Source organism: Blautia sp. 1033sp1_1033st1_G9_1033SCRN_220408 (genome assembly GCF_040929965.1).
Taxonomy (GTDB): domain Bacteria; phylum Bacillota; class Clostridia; order Lachnospirales; family Lachnospiraceae; genus Blautia_A; species Blautia_A ammoniilytica.
On the sequence record NZ_JBFKZO010000014.1, the window covers coordinates 23,956 to 50,667 of the forward strand.

19 protein-coding genes, 4 tRNA genes and 1 riboswitch are annotated in these 26,712 nt (G+C 44.7%); of the genes, 2 read left to right on the forward strand and 21 right to left on the reverse strand.

Annotated elements, in window-relative coordinates; all coding sequences use genetic code 11:
• The 3 genes from AB5916_RS11075 to AB5916_RS11085 all read right to left on the reverse strand — a co-directional run bounded on the left by AB5916_RS11075 (position 1) and on the right by AB5916_RS11085 (position 260).
• A tRNA-Met gene (locus tag AB5916_RS11075) sits at positions 1 to 72 on the reverse strand.
• 26 nt (positions 73 to 98) lie between these two features.
• Positions 99 to 172 (reverse strand) — tRNA-Met (locus AB5916_RS11080).
• Positions 173 to 187: 15 nt separating this feature from the next.
• A tRNA-Val gene (locus AB5916_RS11085) sits at positions 188 to 260 on the reverse strand.
• 206 nt (positions 261 to 466) lie between these two features.
• On the opposite strand from AB5916_RS11085, the gene AB5916_RS11090 reads away from it, so the two are divergent.
• A tRNA-Gly gene (locus AB5916_RS11090) sits at positions 467 to 539 on the forward strand.
• Positions 540 to 742: 203 nt separating this feature from the next.
• Here the strand turns inward: AB5916_RS11090 and AB5916_RS11095 are convergent.
• From AB5916_RS11095 to AB5916_RS11150, 12 genes are all read right to left on the reverse strand, one after another.
• Entirely contained in the window at positions 743 to 1,927 is a 1,185-nt protein-coding gene (locus AB5916_RS11095) for a phosphoribosylaminoimidazolecarboxamide formyltransferase (RefSeq protein ID WP_368190839.1), read from the reverse strand.
• 22 nt (positions 1,928 to 1,949) lie between these two features.
• Positions 1,950 to 2,663 carry an IMP cyclohydrolase gene (locus AB5916_RS11100; RefSeq protein WP_158421323.1) on the reverse strand — a complete coding sequence of 238 codons (714 nt, stop codon included), beginning with the start codon at positions 2,661 to 2,663 and terminating at the stop codon, positions 1,950 to 1,952.
• Positions 2,664 to 2,728: 65 nt separating this feature from the next.
• A riboswitch (ZMP/ZTP riboswitch) is annotated at positions 2,729 to 2,811 on the reverse strand.
• Between the two features lie 270 nt (positions 2,812 to 3,081).
• Positions 3,082 to 3,855: an N-acetylmuramoyl-L-alanine amidase family protein gene (locus tag AB5916_RS11105; RefSeq protein WP_368190841.1), complete on the reverse strand. Its 774-nt coding sequence runs from the start codon at positions 3,853 to 3,855 to the stop codon at positions 3,082 to 3,084.
• 2 nt (positions 3,856 to 3,857) lie between these two features.
• Positions 3,858 to 5,315: an IMP dehydrogenase gene (guaB, locus tag AB5916_RS11110; protein ID WP_158421321.1), complete on the reverse strand. Its 1,458-nt coding sequence runs from the start codon at positions 5,313 to 5,315 to the stop codon at positions 3,858 to 3,860.
• A 193-nt stretch (positions 5,316 to 5,508) separates the two neighbouring features.
• Positions 5,509 to 6,015 (reverse strand): DUF6106 family protein, encoded by a 507-nt coding sequence (locus tag AB5916_RS11115; RefSeq protein ID WP_173726914.1) that lies wholly within the window; start codon positions 6,013 to 6,015, stop codon positions 5,509 to 5,511.
• Positions 6,016 to 6,215: 200 nt separating this feature from the next.
• Positions 6,216 to 7,838: a chaperonin GroEL gene (gene groL, locus AB5916_RS11120; RefSeq protein ID WP_158421319.1), complete on the reverse strand. Its 1,623-nt coding sequence runs from the start codon at positions 7,836 to 7,838 to the stop codon at positions 6,216 to 6,218.
• Positions 7,839 to 7,858: 20 nt separating this feature from the next.
• Positions 7,859 to 8,143 carry a co-chaperone GroES gene (groES, locus tag AB5916_RS11125; RefSeq protein ID WP_158421318.1) on the reverse strand — a complete coding sequence of 95 codons (285 nt, stop codon included), beginning with the start codon at positions 8,141 to 8,143 and terminating at the stop codon, positions 7,859 to 7,861.
• 160 nt (positions 8,144 to 8,303) lie between these two features.
• Positions 8,304 to 8,435 (reverse strand): hypothetical protein, encoded by a 132-nt coding sequence (locus tag AB5916_RS11130; RefSeq protein ID WP_368190844.1) that lies wholly within the window; start codon positions 8,433 to 8,435, stop codon positions 8,304 to 8,306.
• Positions 8,436 to 8,723: 288 nt separating this feature from the next.
• The gene (gene codY / locus AB5916_RS11135; RefSeq protein WP_368190846.1) at positions 8,724 to 9,512 is read right to left on the reverse strand and encodes a GTP-sensing pleiotropic transcriptional regulator CodY; all 789 of its coding nucleotides are present in this window, start codon (positions 9,510 to 9,512) and stop codon (positions 8,724 to 8,726) included.
• Between the two features lie 160 nt (positions 9,513 to 9,672).
• The gene (gene topA, locus AB5916_RS11140; protein WP_368190848.1) at positions 9,673 to 11,751 is read right to left on the reverse strand and encodes a type I DNA topoisomerase; all 2,079 of its coding nucleotides are present in this window, start codon (positions 11,749 to 11,751) and stop codon (positions 9,673 to 9,675) included.
• Between the two features lie 38 nt (positions 11,752 to 11,789).
• Positions 11,790 to 12,674 carry a DNA-processing protein DprA gene (gene dprA, locus AB5916_RS11145; RefSeq protein ID WP_368190850.1) on the reverse strand — a complete coding sequence of 295 codons (885 nt, stop codon included), beginning with the start codon at positions 12,672 to 12,674 and terminating at the stop codon, positions 11,790 to 11,792.
• Positions 12,675 to 12,699: 25 nt separating this feature from the next.
• Positions 12,700 to 14,235: a YifB family Mg chelatase-like AAA ATPase gene (locus AB5916_RS11150; RefSeq protein ID WP_173726917.1), complete on the reverse strand. Its 1,536-nt coding sequence runs from the start codon at positions 14,233 to 14,235 to the stop codon at positions 12,700 to 12,702.
• Positions 14,236 to 14,487: 252 nt separating this feature from the next.
• On the opposite strand from AB5916_RS11150, the gene AB5916_RS11155 reads away from it, so the two are divergent.
• Positions 14,488 to 14,703 carry a helix-turn-helix domain-containing protein gene (locus AB5916_RS11155; protein ID WP_158421313.1) on the forward strand — a complete coding sequence of 72 codons (216 nt, stop codon included), beginning with the start codon at positions 14,488 to 14,490 and terminating at the stop codon, positions 14,701 to 14,703.
• Between the two features lie 84 nt (positions 14,704 to 14,787).
• On the opposite strand, the gene AB5916_RS11160 is transcribed toward AB5916_RS11155, so the two are convergent.
• From AB5916_RS11160 to AB5916_RS11185, 6 genes are all read right to left on the reverse strand, one after another.
• Positions 14,788 to 16,203: an amidophosphoribosyltransferase gene (locus AB5916_RS11160; protein ID WP_368190852.1), complete on the reverse strand. Its 1,416-nt coding sequence runs from the start codon at positions 16,201 to 16,203 to the stop codon at positions 14,788 to 14,790.
• 79 nt (positions 16,204 to 16,282) lie between these two features.
• Complete coding sequence (locus AB5916_RS11165; protein WP_368190854.1) at positions 16,283 to 18,241, reverse strand: fructose-1,6-bisphosphatase; 1,959 nt, start codon at positions 18,239 to 18,241, stop codon at positions 16,283 to 16,285.
• A gap of 9 nt (positions 18,242 to 18,250) precedes the next feature.
• Entirely contained in the window at positions 18,251 to 22,756 is a 4,506-nt protein-coding gene (locus tag AB5916_RS11170) for a PolC-type DNA polymerase III (protein ID WP_368190856.1), read from the reverse strand.
• Positions 22,756 to 23,817: a flavodoxin-dependent (E)-4-hydroxy-3-methylbut-2-enyl-diphosphate synthase gene (ispG, locus tag AB5916_RS11175; RefSeq protein WP_173726920.1), complete on the reverse strand. Its 1,062-nt coding sequence runs from the start codon at positions 23,815 to 23,817 to the stop codon at positions 22,756 to 22,758. Before ispG ends, AB5916_RS11170 begins: the two co-directional genes overlap by 1 nt.
• 145 nt (positions 23,818 to 23,962) lie before the next feature.
• A complete protein-coding gene (locus AB5916_RS11180) occupies positions 23,963 to 25,114 on the reverse strand; it encodes a toxic anion resistance protein (protein ID WP_368190858.1) in 1,152 nt (383 codons plus the stop codon).
• A gap of 102 nt (positions 25,115 to 25,216) precedes the next feature.
• On the reverse strand, positions 25,217 to 26,509 hold the full coding sequence (locus AB5916_RS11185; protein ID WP_368190860.1) for a 5-bromo-4-chloroindolyl phosphate hydrolysis family protein: 1,293 nt from the start codon (positions 26,507 to 26,509) through the stop codon (positions 25,217 to 25,219).
• Positions 26,510 to 26,712 lie beyond the last annotated feature (203 nt).

Here is a 26,712-nt window from a genome sequence, read left to right on the forward strand (position 1 = left end):
GCGAGAGGGGGATTTGAACCCTCGACACCACGGGTATGAACCGTGTGCTCTAGCCAACTGAGCTATCTCGCCATATAAAATTGTTGGTGAATCACAAGTAGCGAGAGGGGGATTTGAACCCTCGACACCACGGGTATGAACCGTGTGCTCTAGCCAACTGAGCTATCTCGCCATATATTCATAAGTATGGGGCCTATAGGGCTCGAACCTATGACCCTCTGCTTGTAAGGCAGATGCTCTCCCAGCTGAGCTAAGACCCCATGTATCAAGCTGTAAAAAAGTATTCATCCCTGTCACAACTTGCTTTGCTATTATACTATCATATCCGTCACTTTGTCAACAACTTTTTTAAATTTTTTGAGTTTTTAAAATAATAAAAAAAATATAATTTTTCCAAAAAACCATTTGACAACCATTCATTTATATGGTAATATATGTCTTGTCCTTGAGACAAACAATAACAAATGCGATAGTGGCGTAGTTGGTAACGCGCGACCTTGCCAAGGTCGAGACCGCGGGTTCGAGCCCCGTCTATCGCTCTTGATGCCGGAAGATTTTTCTTCCGGTTTTTTTTGTTTAGAATCTTCCAGTCAATTGCTGCATCCTGCGGAGCGTTTTTATACAAAGAAACATTATGGAGTAATTTCCTGTTACATAAAATAACAGCAAAACTTCCTGCTATACGCTAAGAAGTCCTGCTGTCTTATTACTATATTTATAGCTCTGCTTTCTTTAAAATCAATTAATGGTGGAACAGACGGATTCCGGTAAATGCCATAACCATTCCATAGCTGTCACAGGTAGCGATCACATCTGCATCTCTTACAGATCCACCAGGCTGTGCAATATACTTCACACCACTTTTATGTGCACGCTCAATATTGTCGCTGAATGGGAAGAATGCATCAGAACCAAGTGTTACATCTGTCATCTGATCCAGCCATGCACGTTTCTCCTGGACTGTAAAAATCTCCGGTTTCTGTGTAAAGGTTTTCTCCCACTTACCGTCAGCCAGAACATCCATGTATTCCTCACCAATATACACATCAATGGCATTGTCTCGTTCTGCTCTTGAAATCTCCTTTTTAAAAGGCAGGTTCAGCACCTTCGGACTCTGACGAAGGAACCAGTTATCAGCCTTCTGTCCTGCCAGTCTTGTACAATGCACACGGGACTGCTGTCCTGCACCAACACCAATAGCCTGTCCGTCTTTTACGTAGCATACAGAATTGGACTGAGTATACTTCAAGACGATAAGAGCCACTTTCATATCTCTTTTTGCTTCTTCTGAAAGATCTTTCTTAGCAGTCACAATATTGGAGATCAGCTGATCATCAATAGCCAGCTCCTGTCTTCCCTGTTCAAAAGTAACACCATATACCTGCTTATGTTCTACAGGTGCAGGCACAAAGTCCGGATCGATCTGGATCACATTGTAGTTGCCTTTTTTCTTCTGCTGAAGGATCTCCAATGCCTCCTGTGTATATCCAGGTGCGATCACACCGTCAGATACCTCTCTCTTGATCAAAAGGGCTGTATCTTTATCACACACATCAGAAAGGGAAATGAAATCTCCAAAGGATGACATACGGTCTGCACCTCTTGCTCTTGCATATGCACATGCCAGCGGTGAAAAGTTCTTCCAATCCATATCCTCTACCCAGTAGATCTTTGCAAGAGTCTCTGTCAGCGGAAGGCCAATGGAAGCCCCTGCAGGTGAAACATGCTTGAAAGATGTGGCAGCCGGGAGACCGGTAGCTTTCTTCAGATCGCGTACCAGCTGCCATCCGTTAAATGCATCCAGAAAATTAATGTATCCAGGTCTTCCTGAAAGAACCTTGATTGGAAGTTCTGATCCATCCTCCATGTAAATCCTGGAAGGTTTCTGATTTGGGTTGCATCCATATTTTAACTCTAATTCTTTCATTATTGTCTCCTCCTTCTTCTGATTACTGATTCTTGTTTACGATCTTTGATACATAACTGCCTGTTGCAATATCAATGTACCTTACAAACAGAGATACTTTGTTGTCAGGATTCAGGCTGTTCCACAACAACTCTGCAAATGCATCCATATCATCCGGGATGGCTACCAGCTTAGGCTCTCCTTCGAAGCTTGGAAGCGGATTCCCGTCGCACTTGTATGTGTGGATAAAATGTCCTTCTCCTGCTTTTGCATTTGAATAGGCAAAGGTATATCTGTTGCAAGAAGATGGATCCCCATTATTGCTTTTCAAAATAGACATTGCATAGCTGTAGGAACCATTTTCCACATGCATAACACCGGAAATACGAGGCGTATAGTTTGGTCCATCTGGCTCAAATTCTCTGCTGCGAAGGGACTGTTCAAATGTAAGCTGATGATCCATTCCCTCATAGATGGTGTCTGTCTGATCACCATTTGTAACAATCGTCTTATTGCCCAGAACACGTACCGGAGCATAAATGATCAAACTTGGATCAACCAGTTTGGAAGGGTCAAAGGCCTGTGTACGGATCCCCTCTCCTTCTTCTACAAAAATACGGTTTCTGCTGTTTTCACTTCTGCCCATGATAAAATATGCTGTTACAGCCTTGGTTCCATCTGCAGACCGTCCGATCACGATCCCTCTGCCAGGATAAGAATTTTCTTTCAGTTCTTTTTCCAGTGACAACATTTCCATAATCTTTGCTCCTTTGCTTTACCTTTTCTCTTTTTTGTGTACAAAAAACCTGGGAAGCCCTCTTACCAGGCTGCCCAGGCGGTCGACATTTTCATATACTGCACTCCCTGTAGGTTTGCCCTACGATCCGCCAGTTGTGCAGCTCTTTTTTACTATACAATAGATTTTTCTTATTTGCAAGCCCCCAAAAATATTTGGTGTTGAAAAACCTATTCACTTCAAGATTCACAGACACTCTACTGCAAGGCTTTATCTCAGTCGAGAAGACTCCCACATCTTTCAGGTGGTAAGTAACAGCAAGTTCGTCTCAGTGGGAGTCCAATCTCCGACTGAGATAAACGCTCCGCGAGGATGCGCAGTGATTCTGTAAAGAATATGTCAGCTTACGCTGACCAGAATCACGCGCCAAGTCTCGCGGCTACTCGACTTGAACCGCCTGAATGCGAGCCTGTATATCAGCCTTCATCTGCTCCCAGGCCTGAGGATTATCCACATAATATTTAGGGCATTCTTTCCCTGTTACATCATAATGCCGGATCACTGCCTCCTGATCCAGTCCAAAACGCACACAAAGCCAGGCTGCCAGTTTTACGCAAGATTCATAAGTGGTATCATTAAACTTCCCGGTCTCGTCTGGATGGCAGCACTCAATAGACAAAGTGTCTACGTTCCTGGAATTGGTGGCATAGGACATCTCAGAAGATGGAATACACTGGATCACCTCGCCCTCCAGTCCAATCACGAAATGGCTGCTTACCTTTGTCTCATGGGTCCAGGACAGATTCTCAAAATAATCCCTGTTGTCCTGTGCAGAGGCTCCCGGATTCGCTGTATAATGAATGGCAATATAATTAACCTGTGCAATGGGCAGCTGCGGCCTGGAATACTCATTAGGGGTAAGCAGCTGCACATCAATATACGGTGCTCCCTGTTCCTGCCACTGCTGAGGGCCATCGGAAGTACCCTCTACACTGGATGCATTCTGACTGGTCATTTCCTCTGACTGATCTGCTGTATACTTTCTGTTGATCAGCCAGATCATGCAGACAAGGATCAGCAGCAAAAGGCTGCACGCAAGGATCAGCCGCCGGTTACGCTGCCGTATCCGCTGCCTTTTTCCAGGTATTGTTCTTTTCTCTTTATGTAAATCAGGCCGCCTTGGAAAAGACGGCCTGGGAGATTTATCTGTCATATTTATTTATCATCTACACTGTAGTTCGGTGCTTCTTTTGTAATGTGGATATCATGAGGATGAGACTCTTTCAGAGATGCAGCGGAGATCTTAACAAATCTGCCGGTTGTCTTCAGTATCTCAATATTCTCGGCGCCACAGTATCCCATACCTGAACGAAGACCGCCCATTAACTGGAATACAGTATCCTCCAAATGGCCCTTGTATGCTACACGGCCCTCAACACCTTCAGGAACAAGCTTCTTGGCATTCTCCTGGAAATAACGATCCTTGCTGCCGTTCTCCATAGCTGCAATAGATCCCATACCACGATATACCTTGTACTTTCTTCCCTGATATAATTCAAATGTTCCCGGACTCTCATCGCATCCTGCGAACATGCTTCCCATCATACACACATTAGCACCTGCTGCGATCGCCTTAGTAATATCACCGGAATACTTAATACCACCATCTGCAATGATAGGGATATCATAACGGCTTGCCACTTCGTAACAGTCCATAACTGCTGTGATCTGTGGAACACCAATACCGGCAACCACACGGGTAGTACAAATAGATCCAGGTCCGATACCAACTTTAACAGCATCCACTCCTGCATCGATCAGAGCCTTTGTAGCTGCTCCTGTAGCTACATTCCCTGCGATCACCTGAAGCTCCGGATATGCTGCCTTGATCTCCCGAACAGCACGGAGGATATTCTCAGAATGGCCGTGGGCTGAATCGATCACGATCACATCTACGTTAGCTGCAACCAGTGCCTCTACACGTGCAAGTACATTAGCTGTAATACCTACAGCTGCACCACAGAGCAGACGTCCCTGGGAATCCTTCGCTGCCAGCGGATATTTGATCTGCTTCTCAATATCCTTAATAGTGATCAGTCCCTTTAAGTTGAAGTCATCATCAACGATGGGAAGCTTCTCTTTACGGGACTTGGCAAGAATCTTCTTTGCATCTTCAAGAGTGATCCCTTCTTTTGCAGTGATCAGTCCTTCAGAAGTCATGCATTCTTTAATCTTCTTGGAAAAGTCTGTCTCAAACTTAAGGTCACGGTTGGTAATGATACCTACCAACTTTCTGCCTTCTGTGATCGGAACACCTGAAATACGGAATTTTGCCATCAGGTCGTTGGCATCCTTCAATGTGTGCTCTGGGGACAAATAGAATGGGTCTGTGATAACGCCGTTCTCGGAACGCTTAACTTTATCTACCTCATCAGCCTGCGCCTCGATAGACATATTCTTGTGAATAATACCAATACCACCCTGTCTGGCCATGGCAATCGCCATTCTGTGCTCTGTAACGGTATCCATACCTGCACTCATCAGCGGTATGTTTAATTTTACTTTCTTGGTCAGATACGTGGTTACATCAACCTGATTCGGAATTACCTTTGAATACGCCGGAACTAAAAGAACATCGTCAAATGTAATGCCCTCTCCAATGATAGTACCCATTGCATTTCCTCCCTTGTTAAATGTTTTGTGTTTTATTTTTTATGTATTGTTCCATAGTTTAGCAAAAAAAATAATCAGTGTCAATACCGGGTTAGCCTGAAAAATTCTTAGCATGACACACTGGGTCAGGCCGGAAAAACCTTGCCATGACACACTGGGTCAGGCCAAAAAGACCTTGTCACAACCTGTTTACTCAGTCCAGAAAGACCTTGCTTGGCGCACTGCTCCGAATCGCCTGGATCATCTTCTCATCCGGCTCCAGGATCACTTTGCAGGACTCTCCATTATCTCTGATGATCATGGCAAAACGCTTGTGCTCTGCATTTCCAGAAGAAAAATCGTACACCTTCATCTTCTGGTTATTGTTGTAATAATCCATCCTGTGGGAGGTAAGGGGAGCTACCAGATCTGCATTCTTAATATCCAGATTTTTAACTCTTTTTCTCTTGGATTTGGCCATGATCTTGTCAATGTCCAGTTCACCGTTCACATAAAGATACTCGTACTCCAGGTCAGTCCTTGGAAACAGTATAAAATACCCTGCCAGACCAAGAACCAGTGCCAGAAGCAGAGCAATTGGTGTGATAAACAAACCTGCCACAACAAAAAGTGCAGTAAATCCTATCACTGCGATCCGGACTGCAGAATCCGCTGCTGTGCGCTCTTTCTTTACCAGATGCTCCTGATATAAGTCACTCATAACATCTTCTCCTATTTCTTTTTTTGTTTTTAATTTTTGTAATTGTCAGAAAGTTCAATTCAAGTCGAGCAGTGCTTCCAGTACATCTTCTACTATTCCTGACATTTTTTTCAGTATATCACAAAACAGGGCCAGCGTCTATGACGCCGACCCCAATTTATACTTTCTTTATGATGTACCTCTTTATAATGTGGCTGGGATTACATCATACCCATTCCCTGTCCGCCAGCCGGTACTGCCGGTGCATCTTCTTTGATGTTTGCAACAACAGACTCTGTTGTAAGCAGTGTAGATGCAACGCTTGTAGCGTTCTGAAGGGCACTTCTGGTAACTTTTGCAGGATCAAGGATACCTGCGCTAACCATATCCACATATTTCTCATTCAGAGCATCAAAACCAATTCCTGGCTCAGACTCTTTTACTTTATTGATGATCACGGATCCCTCAAGTCCTGCATTTGCAGAAATACGGAACAGAGGAGCCTCCAGTGCTTTCAGGATGATGTTGGCACCGGTCTTCTCATCTCCCTCAAGAGATGCAGCCAGCTCACCAACCTCTTTGGTAGCATGGATGTAAGCAGAACCGCCACCTGCGATAATGCCTTCCTCAACAGCTGCTCTTGTAGCTGCCAGAGCATCTTCCATACGAAGTTTTGCTTCTTTCATCTCTGTCTCAGTTGCAGCACCAACACGGATCACAGCTACACCGCCAGACAGTTTTGCAAGTCTTTCCTGAAGCTTCTCTCTGTCGAAATCAGATTTTGTCTCCTCAATCTGAGCACGGATCTGTGCAACACGGTTTGCAATATCTTCTTTCTTTCCAAGACCGTCAACGATAACGGTATTCTCTTTTGCAACTTTAACGGATTTTGCACGGCCTAACTGAGCCATTGTAGCATCCTTCAGTTCCAGACCAACCTCATCAGAGATCACTGTACCGCCTGTAAGGATTGCAATATCCTGAAGCATTTCTTTTCTTCTGTCACCATAGCCAGGAGCTTTAACAGCCACTACCTGGAAGGTTCCTCTTAATTTGTTTACGATCAGAGTAGTAAGAGCCTCACCCTCAACATCCTCTGCAATGATCAGAAGCTTTGCTCCAGCCTGAACGATCTGCTCCAGAAGCGGAAGAACTTCCTGGATATTGCTGATCTTCTTATCTGTGATCAGGATATATGGATCTTCCAGTGTTGCTTCCATTTTCTCCATATCTGTGGACATATATGCTGAAATATATCCACGGTCAAACTGCATACCTTCTACCAGGTCAAGCTCTGTATGCATAGTCTTGGATTCTTCTACAGTGATAACACCATCATTGGAAACCTTCTCCATAGCATCAGCTACCAGCTTACCAACCTCTTCATCACTTGCAGAAATTGCTGCTACATTTGCGATCTGGGATTTACCGCTTACTTTCTGGCTCATCTTCTTGATTGCTTCTACAGCAACATCTGTAGCTTTCTTCATACCTTTTCTCATAATGATCGGGTTTGCACCTGCTGCCAGGTTTCTCATTCCCTCATGTACCATTGCCTGAGCAAGTACTGTAGCAGTTGTAGTACCATCACCTGCAACATCGTTGGTTTTGGATGCTACTTCTTTAATCAGCTGTGCACCCATATTTTCAAATGCATCCTCAAGCTCGATTTCTTTCGCAATGGTAACACCATCGTTAGTGATCAGCGGAGCGCCAAACTGTTTATCAAGAACTACGTTTCTTCCTTTCGGTCCAAGTGTTACTCTTACTGCATCAGCTAATTTATTCACACCAGCTTCAAGTGCTGCTCTGGCTTCTGCGCCATATTTAATCTCTTTTGCCATGATCATCAATCCTCCTGTTTTTATTTAATAACAGCTAAAATATCGCCCTGTTTTACAACAATATATTCTTCGTTTTCAAGTTTCACTTCTGTTCCTGCATATTTGGAGTAGATAACCTTATCTCCTACAGCAACTTCCATTTTTACTTCTTTGCCATCAACAACGCCGCCAGGACCTACAGCAATAACCTCTGCCTGCTGTGGTTTTTCCTGTGCCTGACCAGGAAGAACAATACCGGACTTTGTAGTTTCTTCTGCTTCTAACTGTTTTAATACAACCCTGTCACCTAATGGTACTAACTTCATGATTTATGTCCTCCTTTATTATTGCAATGCTCTTCATTTCTAATTTGCTAGCACTCAATTAATATGAGTGCTAATCACTGTCCCTATATTATTGAATTTATCGCTTTTCTGCAACTCTTTTCACGCTTATAGATTACAGTGTATTCTTTTAAAATCTTATTTATTCTTTATTTTTCTCTTGTTTTCTAATTTTTTTATTTTTATAAAAAAATGATGTAAATATAGCAGCAAAAGAAACAGCCAGCAAGCCAAGCCAGAATCCTACAGGTACAGTATACACAAAGCCCATCATTGCGATGCATTTTTAGCAATAAGAACCTTACGGAATAATTTCCTGATTACGGAACAAAGCGAACAAGTCCGCTTCAAACTCCCTGTATCCCTCAATCTTTGAGGGACTTGTTACGCTTTGCGCGCCAGATGCAGTCTGCTTTAGCAGACATATTCCTCATGCATCTGGTCGCATCCTCGCGGAGCGTTTTTATGTAATAGGAACATTACGGAGTAATTTCCTATTACATAAAAAAGACTGCTGCAATCTCTGCAACAGCCTTCTGATCATCTGATATCCCAGCCCTGTTCAGGCTTTCTTGTTATTCTTCTGGGCTTTGATCTCCTCCAGTTCATCGAAGATCACTTCATTCAAAACCTTAATATAAGTTCCCTTCATACCTGAAGAACGTGATTCGATCACACCTGCACTTTCAAATTTGCGAAGTGCATTCACAATAACGGAACGGGTGATCCCTACTCTGTCAGCAATCTTGCTGGCAACCAGTATCCCCTCATCCCCATTCAGTTCATCAAAGATATGGATGATGGCTTCCAATTCCGAAAATGATAAAGTATTAAAAGCAGACTTCACAACCTGCTTCTTACGGTCTTCCTCCGCATTCTCTTCATGCACCGCCCGCATCATCTCCAGCCCTACAACAGTAGTGCCGTATTCGCTGACAATAATATCTTCTATATCATATGGACGGTCCTTACGGTACATAAATACCGTGCCAAGTCTCTCACCTGCAATGTCAATGGGATTGATAATCCCCTGGTAGCTTGCAGATACATGCTCAAACCCAAGCGTCTGGAGATTTACATTTTCTTTGGTAGACAGAACGCCCAGAAACCTTTCATTCAACATTCCATCCACATAGCCGCCAACTTTATCTTCAATCAGTTCTGTGATTTCCTCAACTCCAGGACATAAGCTTATACCTAATACCTTACCCTTCTTACTAAGTACAAGAATGTTGGAGCTTAGAGTCTCCATCAGAACCTGGCAGATATCATTAAATACCACCTTGCTGGAGTTGCTGTTGTGAAGAAGCTTGTTAATCTTCCTTGTTCTATCCAGTAACTGAACGCTCATATTGTCCTCCTTTCACTTCTTTTATGAAGCAATCCTGTAATCTGATATAATCATACTACACGTTTTGCAGGATATTTACAAGACATTTTTTACTATTTTTTTATTTTACCCGATTTTTCAGGAAATATATCTTATTAATAAATATTGACTGAAAAAAGCATTATTTATCCTCATCATCGGTTGTTTTCTGTTCCACATATCCACAGGTTTCCTGGCTGCATACCAGTTTATTGCCTTTTTCCACCATATAATTACCGCATTTTGGGCATTTCTTCTTAGACGGCTTCTGCCAGGACATAAAATCACATTCCGGATTGTTCTCACAGCCGTAATATTTTCTGCCCTTTTTGGTCTTTTTCAGCACAACCTCACCGCCGCACTTAGGACACTGTACACCAATCTTTTCATAATATGGCTTAGTGTTTCTGCACTCCGGGAATCCAGGGCATGCAAGAAATCTGCCATGGGGACCATATTTGATCACCATATGACGTCCGCAGTTATCGCAGATCACATCTGTAACTTCGTCCTGGATATCTACTTTTTCCAGTTCCTTCTGTGCAGCATCCACATCTGCTTTCAGATCCGGATAGAAATTACGGACAACTGTCTTCCACTGTACTGTCCCTGCTTCCACGCAGTCCAGAAGACCTTCCATGGTAGCTGTAAAATTCACATCTACAATACTTGGAAATGCCTGTTTCATAATATTATTTACAACTTCACCCAGTTCGGTTACATAAAGGTTCTTCTGCTCTTTTGACACATACCTTCTGCTGATAATCGTGGTAATGGTAGGCGCATAAGTACTTGGGCGTCCGATTCCCAGTTCTTCCATGGTTTTTACAAGGGAAGCCTCTGTATAATGAGCCGGCGGCTGTGTAAAATGCTGCTGTGGCTTTAATTCCTTTAAGGAAAGCTTCATGCCCTTTTCCAGACTTTGGCTTAATACATTGCCCTTCTTCTCATCATCTTCCTGGGTGTATACACACATAAAACCGTCAAAGGCCACCTTGGAAGCTGCAACTGTGAAGGTATATTCCCCTGCCCGGATCTTCACAGATGTGGTCTCATACTTGGCTGCTGCCATCCGGCTGGCTGCAAAGCGTTTCCAGATCAGCTGATAAAGCCTGAACTGATCTCTTGAAAGGGAGTCCTTGATCATCTGAGGAGTCCTGCTGATATCTGTAGGACGGATCGCTTCATGGGCATCCTGGATCTTCTGTCCCTTTTTCACTGCTTTTTCGAAATGGGAAACATACTGCTCACCATAATTGTCTCCAATATAAGCTCTTGCAGCACTGTCAGCTTCCTCAGAGATCCTGGTAGAATCTGTACGCAGATAGGTGATCACACCTACTGTGCCGCTGCCCTTGATATCCACGCCTTCATACAGCTGCTGTGCCAGACGCATGGTCTTCTGTGTAGAAAAATTCAATGTTTTGGCAGCCTCCTGCTGAAGAGTACTGGTAGTAAAAGGAAGTGGCGCATTCTTGGTGCGTTCTCCTTTCTTTACCTCGGAAATCTCATACTCCTGCCCCTCCAGAGCCTTCAGTACCTGGTCCATCTCCTGCTTATTATGGATCTCCATCCGCTTGTCTGTGCCGTAGAATCTGGCTTCCAGTGGCTTTTTCTCTCCATTTACAATGAAGTCTCCGTCCAGGCTCCAGTATTCTTCCGGAATAAAAGAATTGATCTCATCCTCTCTGTCGCAGATGATACGTAAAGCTACAGACTGTACCCTTCCTGCACTTAAGCCTCTCTTCACCTTTACCCATAAAAGAGGACTGATGGTATAACCCACCATACGATCCAGCATACGCCTTGCCTGCTGTGCGTCCACCAGGTTCAGATTTAGTTCTCTTGGATGCTTCAACGAATCCTTTACTGCAGTCTTTGTGATCTCATTAAAGGTGATCCTGTGCATTTTCTTTGGATCCTCTTTCAGAGCCTGTGATAAATGCCAGGAAATAGCCTCTCCCTCACGGTCAGGGTCCGTTGCAAGATAGATCTTATCTGCTTTCTTCGCTGCCTTACGAAGTTTGGCAAGCAATTCTCCCTTTCCACGGATGGTTATATATTTCGGTTCAAAATCATTATCCACATCAATGCCAAACTGACTCTTTGGGAAATCCCGTACATGTCCGTTTGATGCCTCTACTTCATAATTTGCCCCCAAAAACTTCTTAATTGTCTTTACCTTTGCAGGTGACTCAACTATCACCAGATACTTTGCCATGATAACTCTCCTAAGCTAAATCATAATGTAGTCACATGTTACTTACATCTAACATAATGCTGTCTGCCCACCTCACTGGCAAGCCCCAATACCTGAAGCTGCATCAGCAGCCCGCTTGTTTTTCCTGCTGAAAATCCTGTTTTTTGAATAAAATAATCCAGGTTTTCAGGTCGTAAATCGAGACAACTATACACCAATTCCAAATCTCTTGCAAGTCCTAAGTTCTTTTTTTCTCCTGCTGTCTCCTTCTTTTCAGGAAAAATCCCCCATTCCCCAAGCAGGATTTCCGGACACCAGGCAATGCCTGCCCCATCAAAAATCAGCTGATTACAGCCCTGTGAAAGAATCTGATCCACCTGTCCCGGAAGGGCATACACTGCCTTTCCCTGATCAAGAGCAAAGCCTGCAGTGATCAAAGATCCGCTTCGTTCTCTGGCTTCCACGATCAGCACCACATCTGCCAGGGCACTGATGATCCTGTTTCGTGCAGGAAAATGTCCTGCCTTTGGCGGCATCCCGGGAGGAAATTCACTGATGATCCCTCCTCCGGTTTCCAGGATCTGATTGTAAAGCTTCCGGTTGGCTGCAGGATAACACACATCCACGCCGCTGCCCAGCACTGCATAAGTTGGCCTTTGTGCCTCCAATGCGCCCAAATGTCCCTGAGTATCGATTCCCAATGCCATACCGCTTATCACCTGGATCCCGTATTCTGCCAGTACCTTTGCATAACAATGAGCCTGCCTTTTTCCATAGGCGCTGCACATTCTGGCCCCTACCACAGCTGCTGTGGGTGCATTGTCTTCCGGCAGATTTCCTATTACATAAAGTTCTTTTGGCATACCTGACAGCTTCTTAAGACGCTTGGGATATTCCTTACTGTTTATGGTGATCTTTCTTATTTCTGTTTGTTTTCCTTCCATATAAAATACCTCACTGTTTCTTCATTTATACCCAGTATTTTTTGTCAAATGCACGATAGGATAAAGCCTGCGAAATGTGGGAAACATGTATCTTATCCTCCTGCTCCATATCCGCAATGGTTCTGGCCACTTTCAGTATTCTGTGATACGCTCTGCCACTAAGTTCCATTTTTCGGAATGCCTGTTCAAGAAGCCTGTTTCCTTCTTCTGTAACCCCGCAGTATTTCTGGATCTGTCTGCCGGAAAGCTCTCCGTTAAAGCATATGTTTTCCTTTTGATATCTTTCCAGCTGGATCTGCCTGGTTCGCTCTACTCTTTCCCGGATCGTATCAGAGGATTCTCCTTCCGGCGCGCCATTCATCTGCTGAAAAGATACAGGCGATACCTCCGTACAAAGATCGATCCGGTCAAGCAAAGGATTGCTGATCTTCCCCAGATAGTGACTCACTTCTCCAGGAGTGCAGCGGCACCTGTTCATATCCGGAAAAAAGCCACATGGACAAGGGTTCATGGCTGCTGCCAGCATAAAGCCTGCCGGAAATGTAAAGGTCCCGCTGGCTCTTGAAAGCTGGATCACTTTATCTTCCATGGGCTGCCGCAGGATTTCCAGGCTTCTCCTTGAAAATTCCGGCATTTCATCAAGAAAAAGCACACCTCTGTGTGCCAGGGTCACCTCTCCTGGACCAGGAATCCTGCCTCCTCCTGCCATTGCCTGGGCAGAACTGGTATGGTGAGGACTTCGATAAGGTCTTTGACAGATCAACGGACTGTCAGCAGACAACAATCCAGCAATACTGTAGATCCTGGTCAGCTCCAGGCTTTCTTCAAAAGTAAGCTGTGGCATAATGGTGGGAAGCCGCTTTGCCAACATAGTTTTGCCGGCTCCAGGAGGGCCGATAAACAGAATATTGTGAAATCCGCTCACTGCGATCTCACAGGCTCTTTTGGCTCCTTCCTGACCATGGATATCCAGAAAATCCACCCTGGTCTTGCACTCATTTTCTGTTTCTTTAGGGCTTGGTCTGTCAGGATTTTCTTTATGAAAATCTTCCGGATTTTTCAGATATCGGATCAGTTCTTTCAGATCCTTTACACCGATCACTGGCATATCTTTTACAAGCCTGGCCTCCTGAAGATTACCATAGGGAACCATACAATATCTGCACTTTAATTCCCTTGCTTTGATCACTCTGGCAAGAATACCCGGCACAGGATAAATCTCTCCGTTCAGGCTGATCTCCCCGGCAAGCATCACGCCTTCAAGCAGGCTTGGATGAAGGATCCCTGCCGCAGATAAAACAGCTGCAGCTACAGGTATATCAAATCCTGCCCCTTCTTTTTTGATATCTGCCGGTACAAAGTTCACGGTTACTCTTTTAGGTGGCAGACTGATCCCATTATTGCGGAGAGCAGTACGGACCCGGTCCTGAGCCTCTTTTACCTGAGCTGACGGATACCCCACCATTGTGAAGGATGGAAGACCGTCACTTACATCTGCTTCCACCTGAATGGGACACACTTCCATTCCTAAAATACTGGCTGACAATACACTTGCAAACATGATTTCCTTTCTGCAAAAAGCGCTGCCCCGACCTGTGTTTTTGCCTTTTTTAAAATAAAATTCTCATGGATTTTTGTAGATGATTTTCAGAATACTGCACATGAATTCCAGACTGTTTTTGAACAGATAGATAGATTTTAGTATAGCCCATTATGCTCCTATTTGCAATAGTTTAATTGGTTCTGTTTTATACTGCGAATAGACGTTTTCATAGAAATACAAAAGAAAAAAATCGGAAAGGAGAAATACTGTATGAGATTTCAGCGCATTCAGGATCTGCGTACGGATGCTGACCTTTCTCAGAAACAAATCAGCGAAATCCTGCATATCAGCCAGCGATCCTATTCCCATTATGAAACAGGATCCAGGAATATACCAATTGAAATGCTCATCCGACTTGCAAACTATTATAATACAAGCATTGATTATCTGGTTGGCCGTACCGATAACAAAAAGCTGTATCACTAAAAAACATGCATTGTATGCTTCCCGGAAGCTAATCCAGCTCCTAGGCACACACAATGCATGTTTTGTTTTAGTTTTATGGAACAATTATTCTACACCATTCCAGCAATAAGTGCAAAGCTTACATGGCTCAATATCAATGGATGCTTCCAGATCATCCAGACGATGGTACTTCAGGGAAGTGAAATTCAGTTCTTTACGAATCTCTTCCAGCATTTCCTTATAGTTCTGTGAATCCGGATTTGCATAATCTGCAAGCACTTTCGGATCCACATGATCCCCTTCTCTTTTTGCCACGATCCGCCTTGTGATCAGATCCATTTCTGATTTGGATCTGGAGAAATTCAGATACTTGCAGCCATAGAGCAATGGCGGACATGCAGGACGGATATGCACCTCTCTTGCCCCATTATTATAAAGAAATTCTGTAGTTTCACGAAGCTGTGTACCACGAACGATGGAATCATCAATCATCAGCAGGCTTTTCCCTTTGATCAGCTTATGTACAGGGATCAGTTTCATCCTGGCGATCAGATTACGCTGGCTTTGCTGAGTAGGCATAAAAGAACGGGGCCAGGTTGGTGTATATTTAATAAATGGTCGTGCAAAAGGCACTCCGGAACGATTGGCATATCCAATGGCATGGGCAATACCTGAATCCGGCACACCTGCTACAATATCCGGTGAAATCTCCCCTGCATCTCTGCCTGCCAGAATGTCTCCGCATTTGTACCGCATTTCTTCTACATTGACTCCTTCATAGGTAGAAGTTGGATACCCATAATATACCCAGAGGAAAGAGCAGATGCGCATTTTATCCCCTGGCTTTTGCAGCACTTCCACCCCTTCAGGTGTAAGGAAATCTACCTCGCCCGGGCCTAATTCCTTATAATCTTCATAACCCAGATTAATGTACGCATGGCTTTCAAAAGAAGCACAGCAGGCTCCTTCTTTCCTGCCGATCACTAAAGGTGTCCTTCCCAGACGGTCACGGGCTGCATACAGTCCTTCCGGTGTCAGGATCAGCATAGTCATAGATCCCTGGATCACTTCCTGTGCATAGCGGATCCCGTCCAGGATACTGCCCTTCTGATTAATCAGAACTGCCACCATTTCCGTAGGATTTACGCTGCCTCCGCTCATCTCAAGGAAATGTGAGCATCCGTTTTTGAAACAGTTCTGTACCAGTTCCTCCAGATTGTTGATCTTACCAACTGTGGTGATGGCAAAATTCCCCAGGTGGGAACGTACAAGCAAAGGCTGAGGCTCATTATCAGAAATACAGCCGATTCCTACATTTCCGTGCAGTTCCTCCACATCCCGATCAAACTTTGTCCTGAATGGTGAATTCTCGATATTATGGATTGCCCTGTTAAATCCTTCTTCTCTATCATAAACAGCCATTCCACCTCTGCGCGTTCCCAGATGTGAATGATAATCGATTCCGAAAAACAAATCCATTACACAACTGTTTTTTGAAACTACTCCAAAAATTCCACCCATTTTTTCGATTCTCCTCTGTTTTTATTTGCCCTGATGGACTTTTATATAGAAATCAATGCCTGATCCTTTAATGGTTCAGTCACTTTTTCTCTTTGATAATGCCTCTCCTGTAGGCTTCCAGAAGCCATTTTAATTCACTGATCCGCTCCTTCAGTGCCTTTCCATTGTCTGTATCCCCAACCAGGCGCCGTCTGGAAGTATAATGAACTGCCACACGGTTTGAAACAATGTCCTGTTCTCTGATCACTGCATCCTCTGCAGAAGTAAAAGGCTCATGGGCAGTCAGTGCCAGACCATAGGAATTATAGATCAGGGTATATCCGGCGATCCCCGTAACTTTCCGATAAGCTTTGGAAAAACCGCCATCGATCACGATCACCTTCCCACCACACTTCACAGGATTCTCTCCCTCTAGCTGATGCACAGGTACATGGCCGTTAATGATCCTGCCCTCTGCCCCGTCCAATCCAAATTCTTCCAAAATATGATCAACTACTTTTTCATTCTCAAGAAGGCGGTAATAAGCATTTTTATTCTCCTGATGAGTTCCCGGATCTTCTATATAGTACCGTTCAAAAGTAGTCATCTTATCTTTTCCGAAAAGCGGTGAATTAGGTGCTGCCCAGATGTACCACAGTATATCCCTGCTTTTTTCCAGTTCCTTATCGTCCAATTCATAAAAAGCCCGTCTTGCATAGGATTCCAGGGTATCATAAAGGGCTTTTCCTTTGTATATGTTCCCATAGATCTGTACTTTCTTAAAGGATCCGTCTTCATTTAATGGAATGCTTCCATGAAACAGCAGATTCCCATTATATACCCTATAAAGCCCTCCTTTGTCAAGAAGAAAACGCATATGCTGTTGAAGCTTTGCACAATTAACAAAACCGGAAGTAAGCCGTTCCATCACTGTTCGTTCTTCTTTAGTAAGCTGATAAGGATGTGTCCAGTCCACAGTGGGAAAACAATTATCCAAAAGTGGATATTCTTTTCCGTCAGGAAGTGTAACCGTTCCTTTTTCCGGATGGATCCGATGAAGCAGGAGTCGATCCTCCATATCAAAGTCCGGATGGTTCATGATCAGCTGACCCTCCAGTTTGAACTGGATCACTGCAATAGCCTTATGCATTTTCCTGCTATATTCTTTTTCCATTGCATTGTAATTAGACGGACTGGAAATCCCTGAAAAAGCTATGCAGGGATCATCCCTGTATGCTTCCATTGCAAAGGCTGCCAGCGGCATCATGTTAATCCCATAGCCATCCTCCAAAATATCCAGATTGCCATATCGGACACTATTACGGATCACAGTGGCAATACATGCCTGCTGTCCTGCAGCAGCTCCCATCCATACTACATCATGGTTCCCCCACTGGATATCCAGGGAATGGTAAGACATCAATCGGTCCATAATGAAATGGGGGCCAGGTCCTCTATCATAAATATCTCCAAGGATATGCAAATGATCCACTACCAGCCTTTGGATCAGTTCGCACAAAGCAATAATAAAGTTCTCTGCCCTGCCGATCTGAATGATGGTTTCTACAATCGCATCATAATAGGCTTCCTTGTCCAGAACCTCTGCCTTTTCAGTGATCAGTTCTTCAATCACATAAGCAAAATCTGCAGGAAGGGCTTTTCTTACTTTGGATCTTGTATATTTGGAGGCTGTTGTTTTGCATACCTCGATCAGACGGTATAAAGTGATCTTATACCAGTTTTCCATATCCTCTTCCTGTTTTTTTACCAGTTCAATCTTCTCTTTCGGATAATAAATCAGCGTTGCCAGTGATCGTTTATCCTGATTGCTTAGGGTATGGCCAAACACGTCATCCACCTTCTTACGGACTGCCCCTGAGCCATTTCTCAGCACATGGGAAAAAGCCTGGTATTCCCCATGAATATCAGAAAGAAAATGCTCTGTACCTTTCGGCAGGTTCAGAATAGACTGAAGATTGATGATCTCTGTGGATGCCTTTCCAATCGTTGGATAAAGCTCTGCAAGCCGCTGCAGATAGCGCAATTCTTCTGTGGTCATAGTCCCTCCCTACACCGCATTTTTTGAGAAATCAAACAGTGAAATCTGGTTGGACTGAGGAATATCCCCAAATAACCCCAGATCGTCCATCAGATCGATCACTGTCTTGCTTACCTTCGTCCTGTCACGGAAATCATCCTTTGACAGGAACTTTCCTTTTGCTGCTGCTTCTACAACAGCGTCTGCTGCCTTGTCCCCCAAACCGTCAATGGTATCCAGCGCAGGCATCAGCTTCTGATCCATGATCTGGAACCTGTGGGCCTTTGCCTTGTAAAGGTCAATAGGAACAAAGTCAAATCCTCTTGCATACATCTCCTGTACGATCCTCATATCCTTCAGGGTTGCCTGCTCCTTCTGGGTAGCCAGATCCCCTTTCTTACGGATCTCTGCCATATAGTATTCCAGTCTTTCTTTACCCATACACATCAGTTCATAGGAAAATGATGTGGCACGGATACTGAAGTAAGCTGCATAGTAAGCCAGTGGCTGGAAAACCTTAAACCAGGCAATACGGTAAGCCATCATAACGTAGGCTGCTGCATGGGCTTTTGGGAACATGTACTTAATCTTCTTACAGGACCAGATATACCAGTCCGGAACCCCGTGCTCTTTCATGGTTGTGATCCATTCATCACGCAGGCCTTTTCCTTTACGTACACTTTCCATGATGGTAAATGCCAGACCGCTTTCCACACCCTGTCCGATCAGATAGATCATAATATCATCCCTGGTACAGATAGCAGTGGAAATAGTGGCCTTTCCTTCTTCGATCAAGGTCTGTGCATTGCCAAGCCACACATCCGTTCCGTGAGATAGCCCTGCAATACGGACAAGATCAGAGAAATACTTTGGTTTTGTATCAATCAGCATCTGCATGGCAAAGTCTGTACCAAACTCAGGAATACCCAGACATCCCAGCTTACAGCCTCCGATATCCTCTGGCTTGATCTTCAATGCCTCTGTGCTGGCAAACAAAGACATCACTGCCTTGTCATCCAGCGGAACCTTCCTGGCAGAAAGACCTGTCAGATCCTCCAGCATACGGATCATGGTAGGATCATCATGCCCCAGTATATCTAGCTTCAGAAGGTTACCGTCAATAGAGTGATAATCAAAATGAGTGGTGATAAAACCACTGCTGGAATCATTTGCCGGATACTGTACAGGTGTAAATTTCTCAATCTCCTCGCCTTTTGGAAGAACAATGATTCCTCCAGGATGCTGTCCTGTGGTACGGCGTACTCCGGTACAGCCCTGCACGATCCTATTGATCTCACAGTACCGCTTATGCTGGCCTCGCTCTTCAAAATAATTCTTTACATAACCAAACGCTGTTTTATCAGCCAGGGTACCAATGGTGCCGGCCTTAAAGGTCTGGCCTTTTCCAAAAATCACCTCTGTATATTTATGTGCATTTGTCTGATATTCACCGGAAAAGTTCAGGTCAATATCCGGCTCCTTGTCTCCCTTGAATCCAAGGAATGTTTCAAATGGAATATCAAAACCCTGTTTTGTCATCTTTGTACCACACTTAGGGCAGATCCGGTCCGGCATGTCACAGCCTGCCATTCCAGCAAATTCCTTGATTTCAGGAGAATCAAAATCACTGTATTTGCATTCCGGATTAGGGCACAGGTAATGGGGCGGCAGAGGATTGACCTCTGTGATACCGGACATAGTGGCTGCAAGCGAGGAGCCAACCGATCCACGGGAACCAACCAGATACCCATCCTCATTGGACTTCCATACCAGTTTCTGTGCAATGATATACATCACCGCATATCCATTGGAAATAATAGAATGCAGTTCTTTCTCCAGCCGATCCTCCACAATGGCAGGCAGCGTCTCCCCGTACATTTCGTGAGCTTTCTTGAAACATATATCCTTCAGATCCCTGTCGGAATTTTCAATAACAGGCGGAAATTTGTCCGGATGGATAGGGGAAATTTTCTCAATCATGTCTGCGATCTTATTGGTGTTGGTGATTACCACCTCTTCTGCCTTTTCGCTGCCAAGATAAGAAAATTCTTCCAGCATTTCCTCTGTAGTACGAAGGTACAGAGGTGCCTGATTGTCTGCGTCCTTAAAGCCATTACCAGCCATGATGATCCGTCTGTAGATCTCATCCTGAGGATCCATAAAATGCACATCACAGGTAGCCACTACCGGCTTATTAAACTGCTCTCCCAGCTTAACGATCTTCTTATTGATCTGGATCAAGTCTTCCTTAGAGTGGATGGTATCATTCTTCTCATCCTCGATCATAAACCAGTTATTTCCCAAAGGCTGGATTTCCAGGTAATCATAAAAATTCACAAGTCTTGCGATCTCCAGCTCCGGTGCATTCCGAAGCAATGCCTGGTAAAGCTCACCGGCCTCGCAGGCGCTTCCAATGAGCAGTCCATCCCTGTGTGCTTCAAATACACTTTTGGGAACTCTTGGCTTATGGTTAAAATATTTGATATGGGACTGGCTTACCAGCTTGTACAGATTGATCCTGCCTGTTTCATTACGCATAAAGATCACGGCATGATAAGTGGGCAGCTTTTTGATGGTGTCTGTAGAAACCTTTCCTTGTTCATTCAGCTGATCCACATCAAAAATATCTCTTTCTCTGCACATTTCCACAAATTTCTCGAAAATACGTGCCGTACACTCTGCATCATCCACTGCTCTGTGGTGATGATCCAGAGACACGCCAGCTGCCTTTGCCACAGTATCCAGCTTGAAACGGTTCAAGGCAGGAAGAAGGAACCTGGCCATGCCAACTGTATCCACATAAGTAAAATCATGGGCTATTCCCAGCCGGTTGCAGTTTTCAATAATAAAGCTCATATCAAAATCAGCATTATGGGCTACCATGGTAGCTCCCTCACAAAATTCCAGAAATTTTGGCAAAACTTCCTGGATCTTTGGTGCTTCCATTACCATTGCATCATTAATACTGGTAAGCTGCTCGATACGAAATGGGATAGGCACCTCCGGATTTACAAAGGTGGAAAAACGGTCTGTGATCTTTCCTCCTTCTACCAGCACTGCACCGATCTCTATGATTCTGCAGGTAAGAGGTGAAAATCCGGTAGTCTCTATATCAAAAACAACAAAACGTCCATCCAGAGTCTGACCCTTTGGATTTGTAACCATACCTTTCAAGTCATCTACCAGATAGGCCTCCATGCCATACAATACTTTAAAATCCGAATCCTTGGGTACACATCCACCCCAGCTGTCAAAACAATGATTTGCTTCAGGAAATGCCTGCACTACACCATGATCCGTAATGGCAATCGCCGGGTGTCCCCATTCATATGCCCGTTTCACCAGTGCCTTGGCCTCGGTAACACCATCCATATCACTCATCTTGGTATGACAATGCAGTTCCACCCTTTTCTGTGGTGCTGTATCCATCCTTGTGCTGCGGAAATCTCCAATCTTCTTGATCCCACTTACAGAACCAATGGTCAGCTCACTGTCAAAACGGTCAATGGTGGTAACACCTTTCAGCTTAATAAAGGCTCCCTTTTTCAAATGCTCTGTTACTTCCGGCACCTGTTCATTTCGCAGGAACATTTTTACAGTGATAGAGTCTGTAAAATCCGTCACAGGGAAGATCAGAATGGTCTTTTCATTTCGGATCTCCCTTGCCTCCACATCCATTACCTGACCACGAATGGTCACCTCTCCCACAACTTCCACAATGGATTCCAGAGGAACAGGATCATTCTCCACATCCCTTCCATAGATAACATCCGGATTTGGATCCTTGCGATAGCTTCCACGGTCGCCCCATTTACCTTTTTTCTCAAATGGCTTCTTCTCCTTAGGAGCCTGCACGGTTTTGCCTTTTGTTGTTTCACCGGATGCGGCCTTTTCCTGGCCGGAATCAGCTGTCTGTTTCTTTTCCTGGCTTTCGCTTTTTGTTTTCTCATCATCCAGTTTGGCATGGCGAAGCACATTCTCCACCTCCTGCTGGATCTGCAGGGCTGCGTTTTTACGGTATTTGCTTTCTCCTGTCTCAATAAAATCAATGTCTGCTTTCAGGTTCATACCACACCGTTCGCAGAAAACCTTATGAAAATACTCCAGCAGGATCTCACTTTTTTCCCTGGCGATCACAGAATCCGGCAGCTGCAGCTGCATCGTTTCCGCTTCCGGAAAGGTGATCTGTGCACGCTTGAACAGATTGTATTCCAGCATATTATAATTTTTAAGCTCAAGCTCCATGCTGGAACGGTAAACCTCCATAAAATTCTCAGGAGTGTACTGCTCTGACAAATAGAACCGTTCGATCAAAGTAACACCCATGACGATCCCTGGGAAGCACTGTCTCTGGATCTGCTCTTCCAACTCAAAAATATGTTTCTTATGGATCCAGCGGCTGCTTTTAATGTATACTCGCAGCTGTGTCTTTCCAGCATTACAGGATACCTTTGTGACTATTACATCCTCAAGCAGCGCCTGAAGCTCTGTCTTTAATTTCAGTCCTGGAAATACATCAAAAAAAGACTTTTCCATTATTCACTCCAATTCATTAGCTCTTCCCGAAGAACAGCCAGAAGCTGGTCCTCCGGTATCTTACGTACAACTTCTCCTTTTTTGATCAGGAGTCCAACACCATCTCCGCCTGCAATACCAATATCTGCTTCCTTGGCCTCTCCAGGGCCATTTACCACACAGCCCATAACTGCTACTTTAATATCCAGTGGAATATCCTGAACCATAGTCTCTACCTGGTTGGCAAGACCGATCAAATCAATCCTGGTACGTCCGCAGGTAGGACATGATACTACTTCCACCCCGCCTTTTCTAAGACCCAGCGTCTTCAGGATACGCTTTGCCGACTTCACTTCTTCTAAAGGTGCTCCTGTGAGAGATACACGTATCGTATCTCCTATACCCTGATATAAAATGATCCCAAGTCCGATGGCTGACTTGATATTTCCCGAATAAAGAGTACCTGCCTCTGTGATCCCCACATGCAAAGGATATCTGGTCTTTTGTACGATCAGCTCATGAGCCCTGGCGCACATCTGTACATCTGATGACTTAATACTGATCACCAGATTGTCATATCCAAGATCTTCTATGATATGCACCTTATCCAGTGCGCTTTCCACAAGCCCCTCTGCTGTCACCCCGTGGTATTTCTCTACCAGATCCTTTTCCAGGGAACCACTGTTTACGCCTACACGGATGGGGATATTCCTCTCTTTTGCCACATCTACTACTGCTTTGATCCTCTGGATGCTTCCAATATTTCCTGGGTTGATCCGGATCTTATCAGCACCGTTTTCCATAGCTGCAATGGCCAGTCTGTAATCAAAATGGATATCTGCCACCAACGGGATATGGATCTGTTTTTTGATCTCCTTTAATGCCAGTGCAGCTTCCATGGTAGGTACAGCACAACGGATAATATCACATCCTGCTTTTTCCAGGGCAAGGATCTGTGCTGTGGTTGCCTGTACATCTTCTGTCTTGGTATTGGTCATGGACTGGATCAGTATAGGATTTCCTCCACCGATCTTCCTGTTCCCAATCTGTATTACTTTTGTATGCTCTCTATATGTGCTCATTTTTATCTGCCTTTCTGAACAAAGCGGACAAGTCCGCTTCAAACTCCCAGGACCTCTCAATTTTTGATGGACCTGTTACGCTTTGTGCGTCCAGAAAGGGGCTGCTGCATATATGTGCCACAACCCCTTTCCGGATAATGAATGATTACTTACGGATCTCCAAAAGCTTGCTCTTAAGCTCTGCTTCCATACGCTGCATCTCAACCTCAGCCTGCTGACGCTTGATCCTGCCTTCTTTCTGGATCCTCATCACATCATCCAGAGTCTGGATCAGATCTGCATTTGTTTTCTTTAATGTTTCTATATCAACGATCCCGCGCTCAGATTCTTTTGCTGTTTCCACAGATGCCATATGAAGGGCTTCCGCATTCTTCTTCAAAAGCTCATTGGTCAGGTCTGTCACTTTCCGCTGTGCATTTGCTGCTTCTGTAGAATGGGCAATACCAAGTGCCAGCACCATCTGGCTCTTCCATAAGGGAATGGTATTTACAATGGTAGTCTGTATCTTCTCAACCATAGTGGTATCGTTATTTTGTACCAGACGGATCTGTGGTGCAGTCTGCATTGAAATGGTTCTTGTAAGCTCCAGGTCATGCAGCTTCTTCTCAAACCGGTTACATTTACTATCCAGATCCTTTGCTTCCTGGGCATCCTGGGCAGATCCGCTGATCTGAGCTTTGGTTTCCAGCTGTGACAGCCGGCCGTTCCGCACTTCCTCCAGCTTCTTCTTACCTGCCAGGATATACATGGTAAGCTCTTTATAATAGTTCAGGTTCTGCTGATACATCTTATCCAGCATAGCAGAATCCTTCATAAGACGGATCTGGTGCTCCTGGAGGGAATCAACGATCTTCTGCACATTCACCTCTGCCTTGGCGTAACGGTTCTTCATTGCCTCAATCTTATTGCTCTGTTTCTTGAAAAAGCCGAAAATCCCTTTCTCCTCAGTGGCGTCAAAATCACGCAGTTCTCCTACTACCTCTGCGATCAGATCTCCTGCTTCGCCCAGCTCCTGGGTCTTTACATTTGCAAGGGCTGCATCTGAAAAATCCGCCATCTTCTTCTGGGTACCTGCACCATACTGAAGGATCTGGTTGGTATTCTCAATATCGATCCTGGCTGCAAAATCAGCCACCAGCTTTTGTTCTTCCGGTGTAAGGATCGTCTCCTCCATCTCTTTCTTTACTGCAGCTTCTGCAGGCTCTTTCTCCTCTTTCGTTGTCTCTTCCTGTCCGAAATCCGGCTCCAGTGTCAGTGTTGGTGCTTCTGTTTCAAAATCTTTAAAATCTTTTTCCATTACGTTCTCCTCATTCCTTTTACTTTTTGAATGCCTTGTATATCTCCGACTTCCGGCAAAAAACATGCCAAAACTCTTGGTCGGATACTACCTGCCAGATAATTACAGTGCATCTTTTTTCCGCATCTTTGTAAATTCATCCTCTGTCAGGCCTTCCTGTGCCAACACCGTATGTAATACGGAAATATCACTGGACACATCCATGGCTGTATCTTCAAAAATAGAATCCAACAGCTTCTCAAAAGCTGTATTCAGGGTGTCAATCGTCTTCTCGATCTCAAACTTGGAGTTCTGGATATTCTCTCCCTGGACAGGCTGGCTGTCCATATCCTCATATGCATCCAGCAGCTTCACTGTGGTAGGAAGATAGTAATCCATCAGCCTTTTCAGATCTGGGATCACCTCCGGATGTTCCTGCACCCGCTCAAAGATCTTGCGGACGATCAGTTCCATACGGGAGATCTTGGCTGATATTTCTTCTCCTGGGATAGCATCATTACTCCTGTGGATCTTGTCAATAAACTGATTTCCCCGATCAAGCACCTCCTGCACCTGGGCGCTTACTGCCCCGGCTGACGCCTTCTTCTCTTCTTCCTTCCGTGCTGAAGCTGCCCGCTCTTCAAGAGCCTGCTGGGTCTGTATATACTGCTGATAAGTTTCATCGCTGGTGATCAGACAAGTCTGCTGCTGATCCACATGACCTTCCAGGAACCATCCTTTACCGATCATCTTCTTAATGTCTTTTTTTACGTATTTTACAGGCTTGCCTGCGATCCTGGCCAGCTGGTCAAAATTGCAGTATGTTCTCTGACCAAGGGCACGGATATACTTGTTGAAACGTCCAACCCTGCCGATCCGGCTGCATCCTTCCTTAAGAAGCACTACACCAGCTGCGGTAAAGGCACCAAGGGTCACTGCAGTGCTCATCGTAACTGCTGCTCCTGCTGCTGCCGCAATTTCTGCTACAAGAAAAGCAACACCGAAGCCGGCAGTAAAAACACCGCCGAAAATAGTCATCAGGATCCCTTTGGCGCGCTCACCCCCGGTCTTCCTGTAAAGCCCTGGCATGGATAAGCCATATCCGCTTTGTTTGTGCATTCTCGGTGGGATCCCCTGAGATCTGCCAAAAGGCGGCTGCTGGTATCCATGGTCTTTATGCGTCTCATAGGCTCTGGCATTATGCTCCGGGTTCTCATTTGTCCGGTAATCCTGCGTCTGACTGCCTCCGAAAGCACCGTTCAGTACACCCTTTAATGCCTCGCTGCCGGAATCAATAGCCTTATTTACTGTCTGATTAATATTCCTGCTGAGCTTTCGGTAATCCTGCTCGTTCACTGCACTGTTAATAATGTCCTGGATCTTTGCGCCCAGATCATCCCACTCCTGATGTTCCATGTATTCCTCCAATCAGGCTTTCCTGTTTCTTCACGTTGCCTGTATGATTTTCATTATAGCGAAATCAATAAAAAAAAACAAGAGAGCGAACATGAAATTACAGTTTTGCTATTGAATTTGACACGTAAAAGTTTTACAATGTGAAAGAATAAACACAGTATCATTCTTTTAATGAAAGACAAAGGCAGGGAACTGTGAATTTG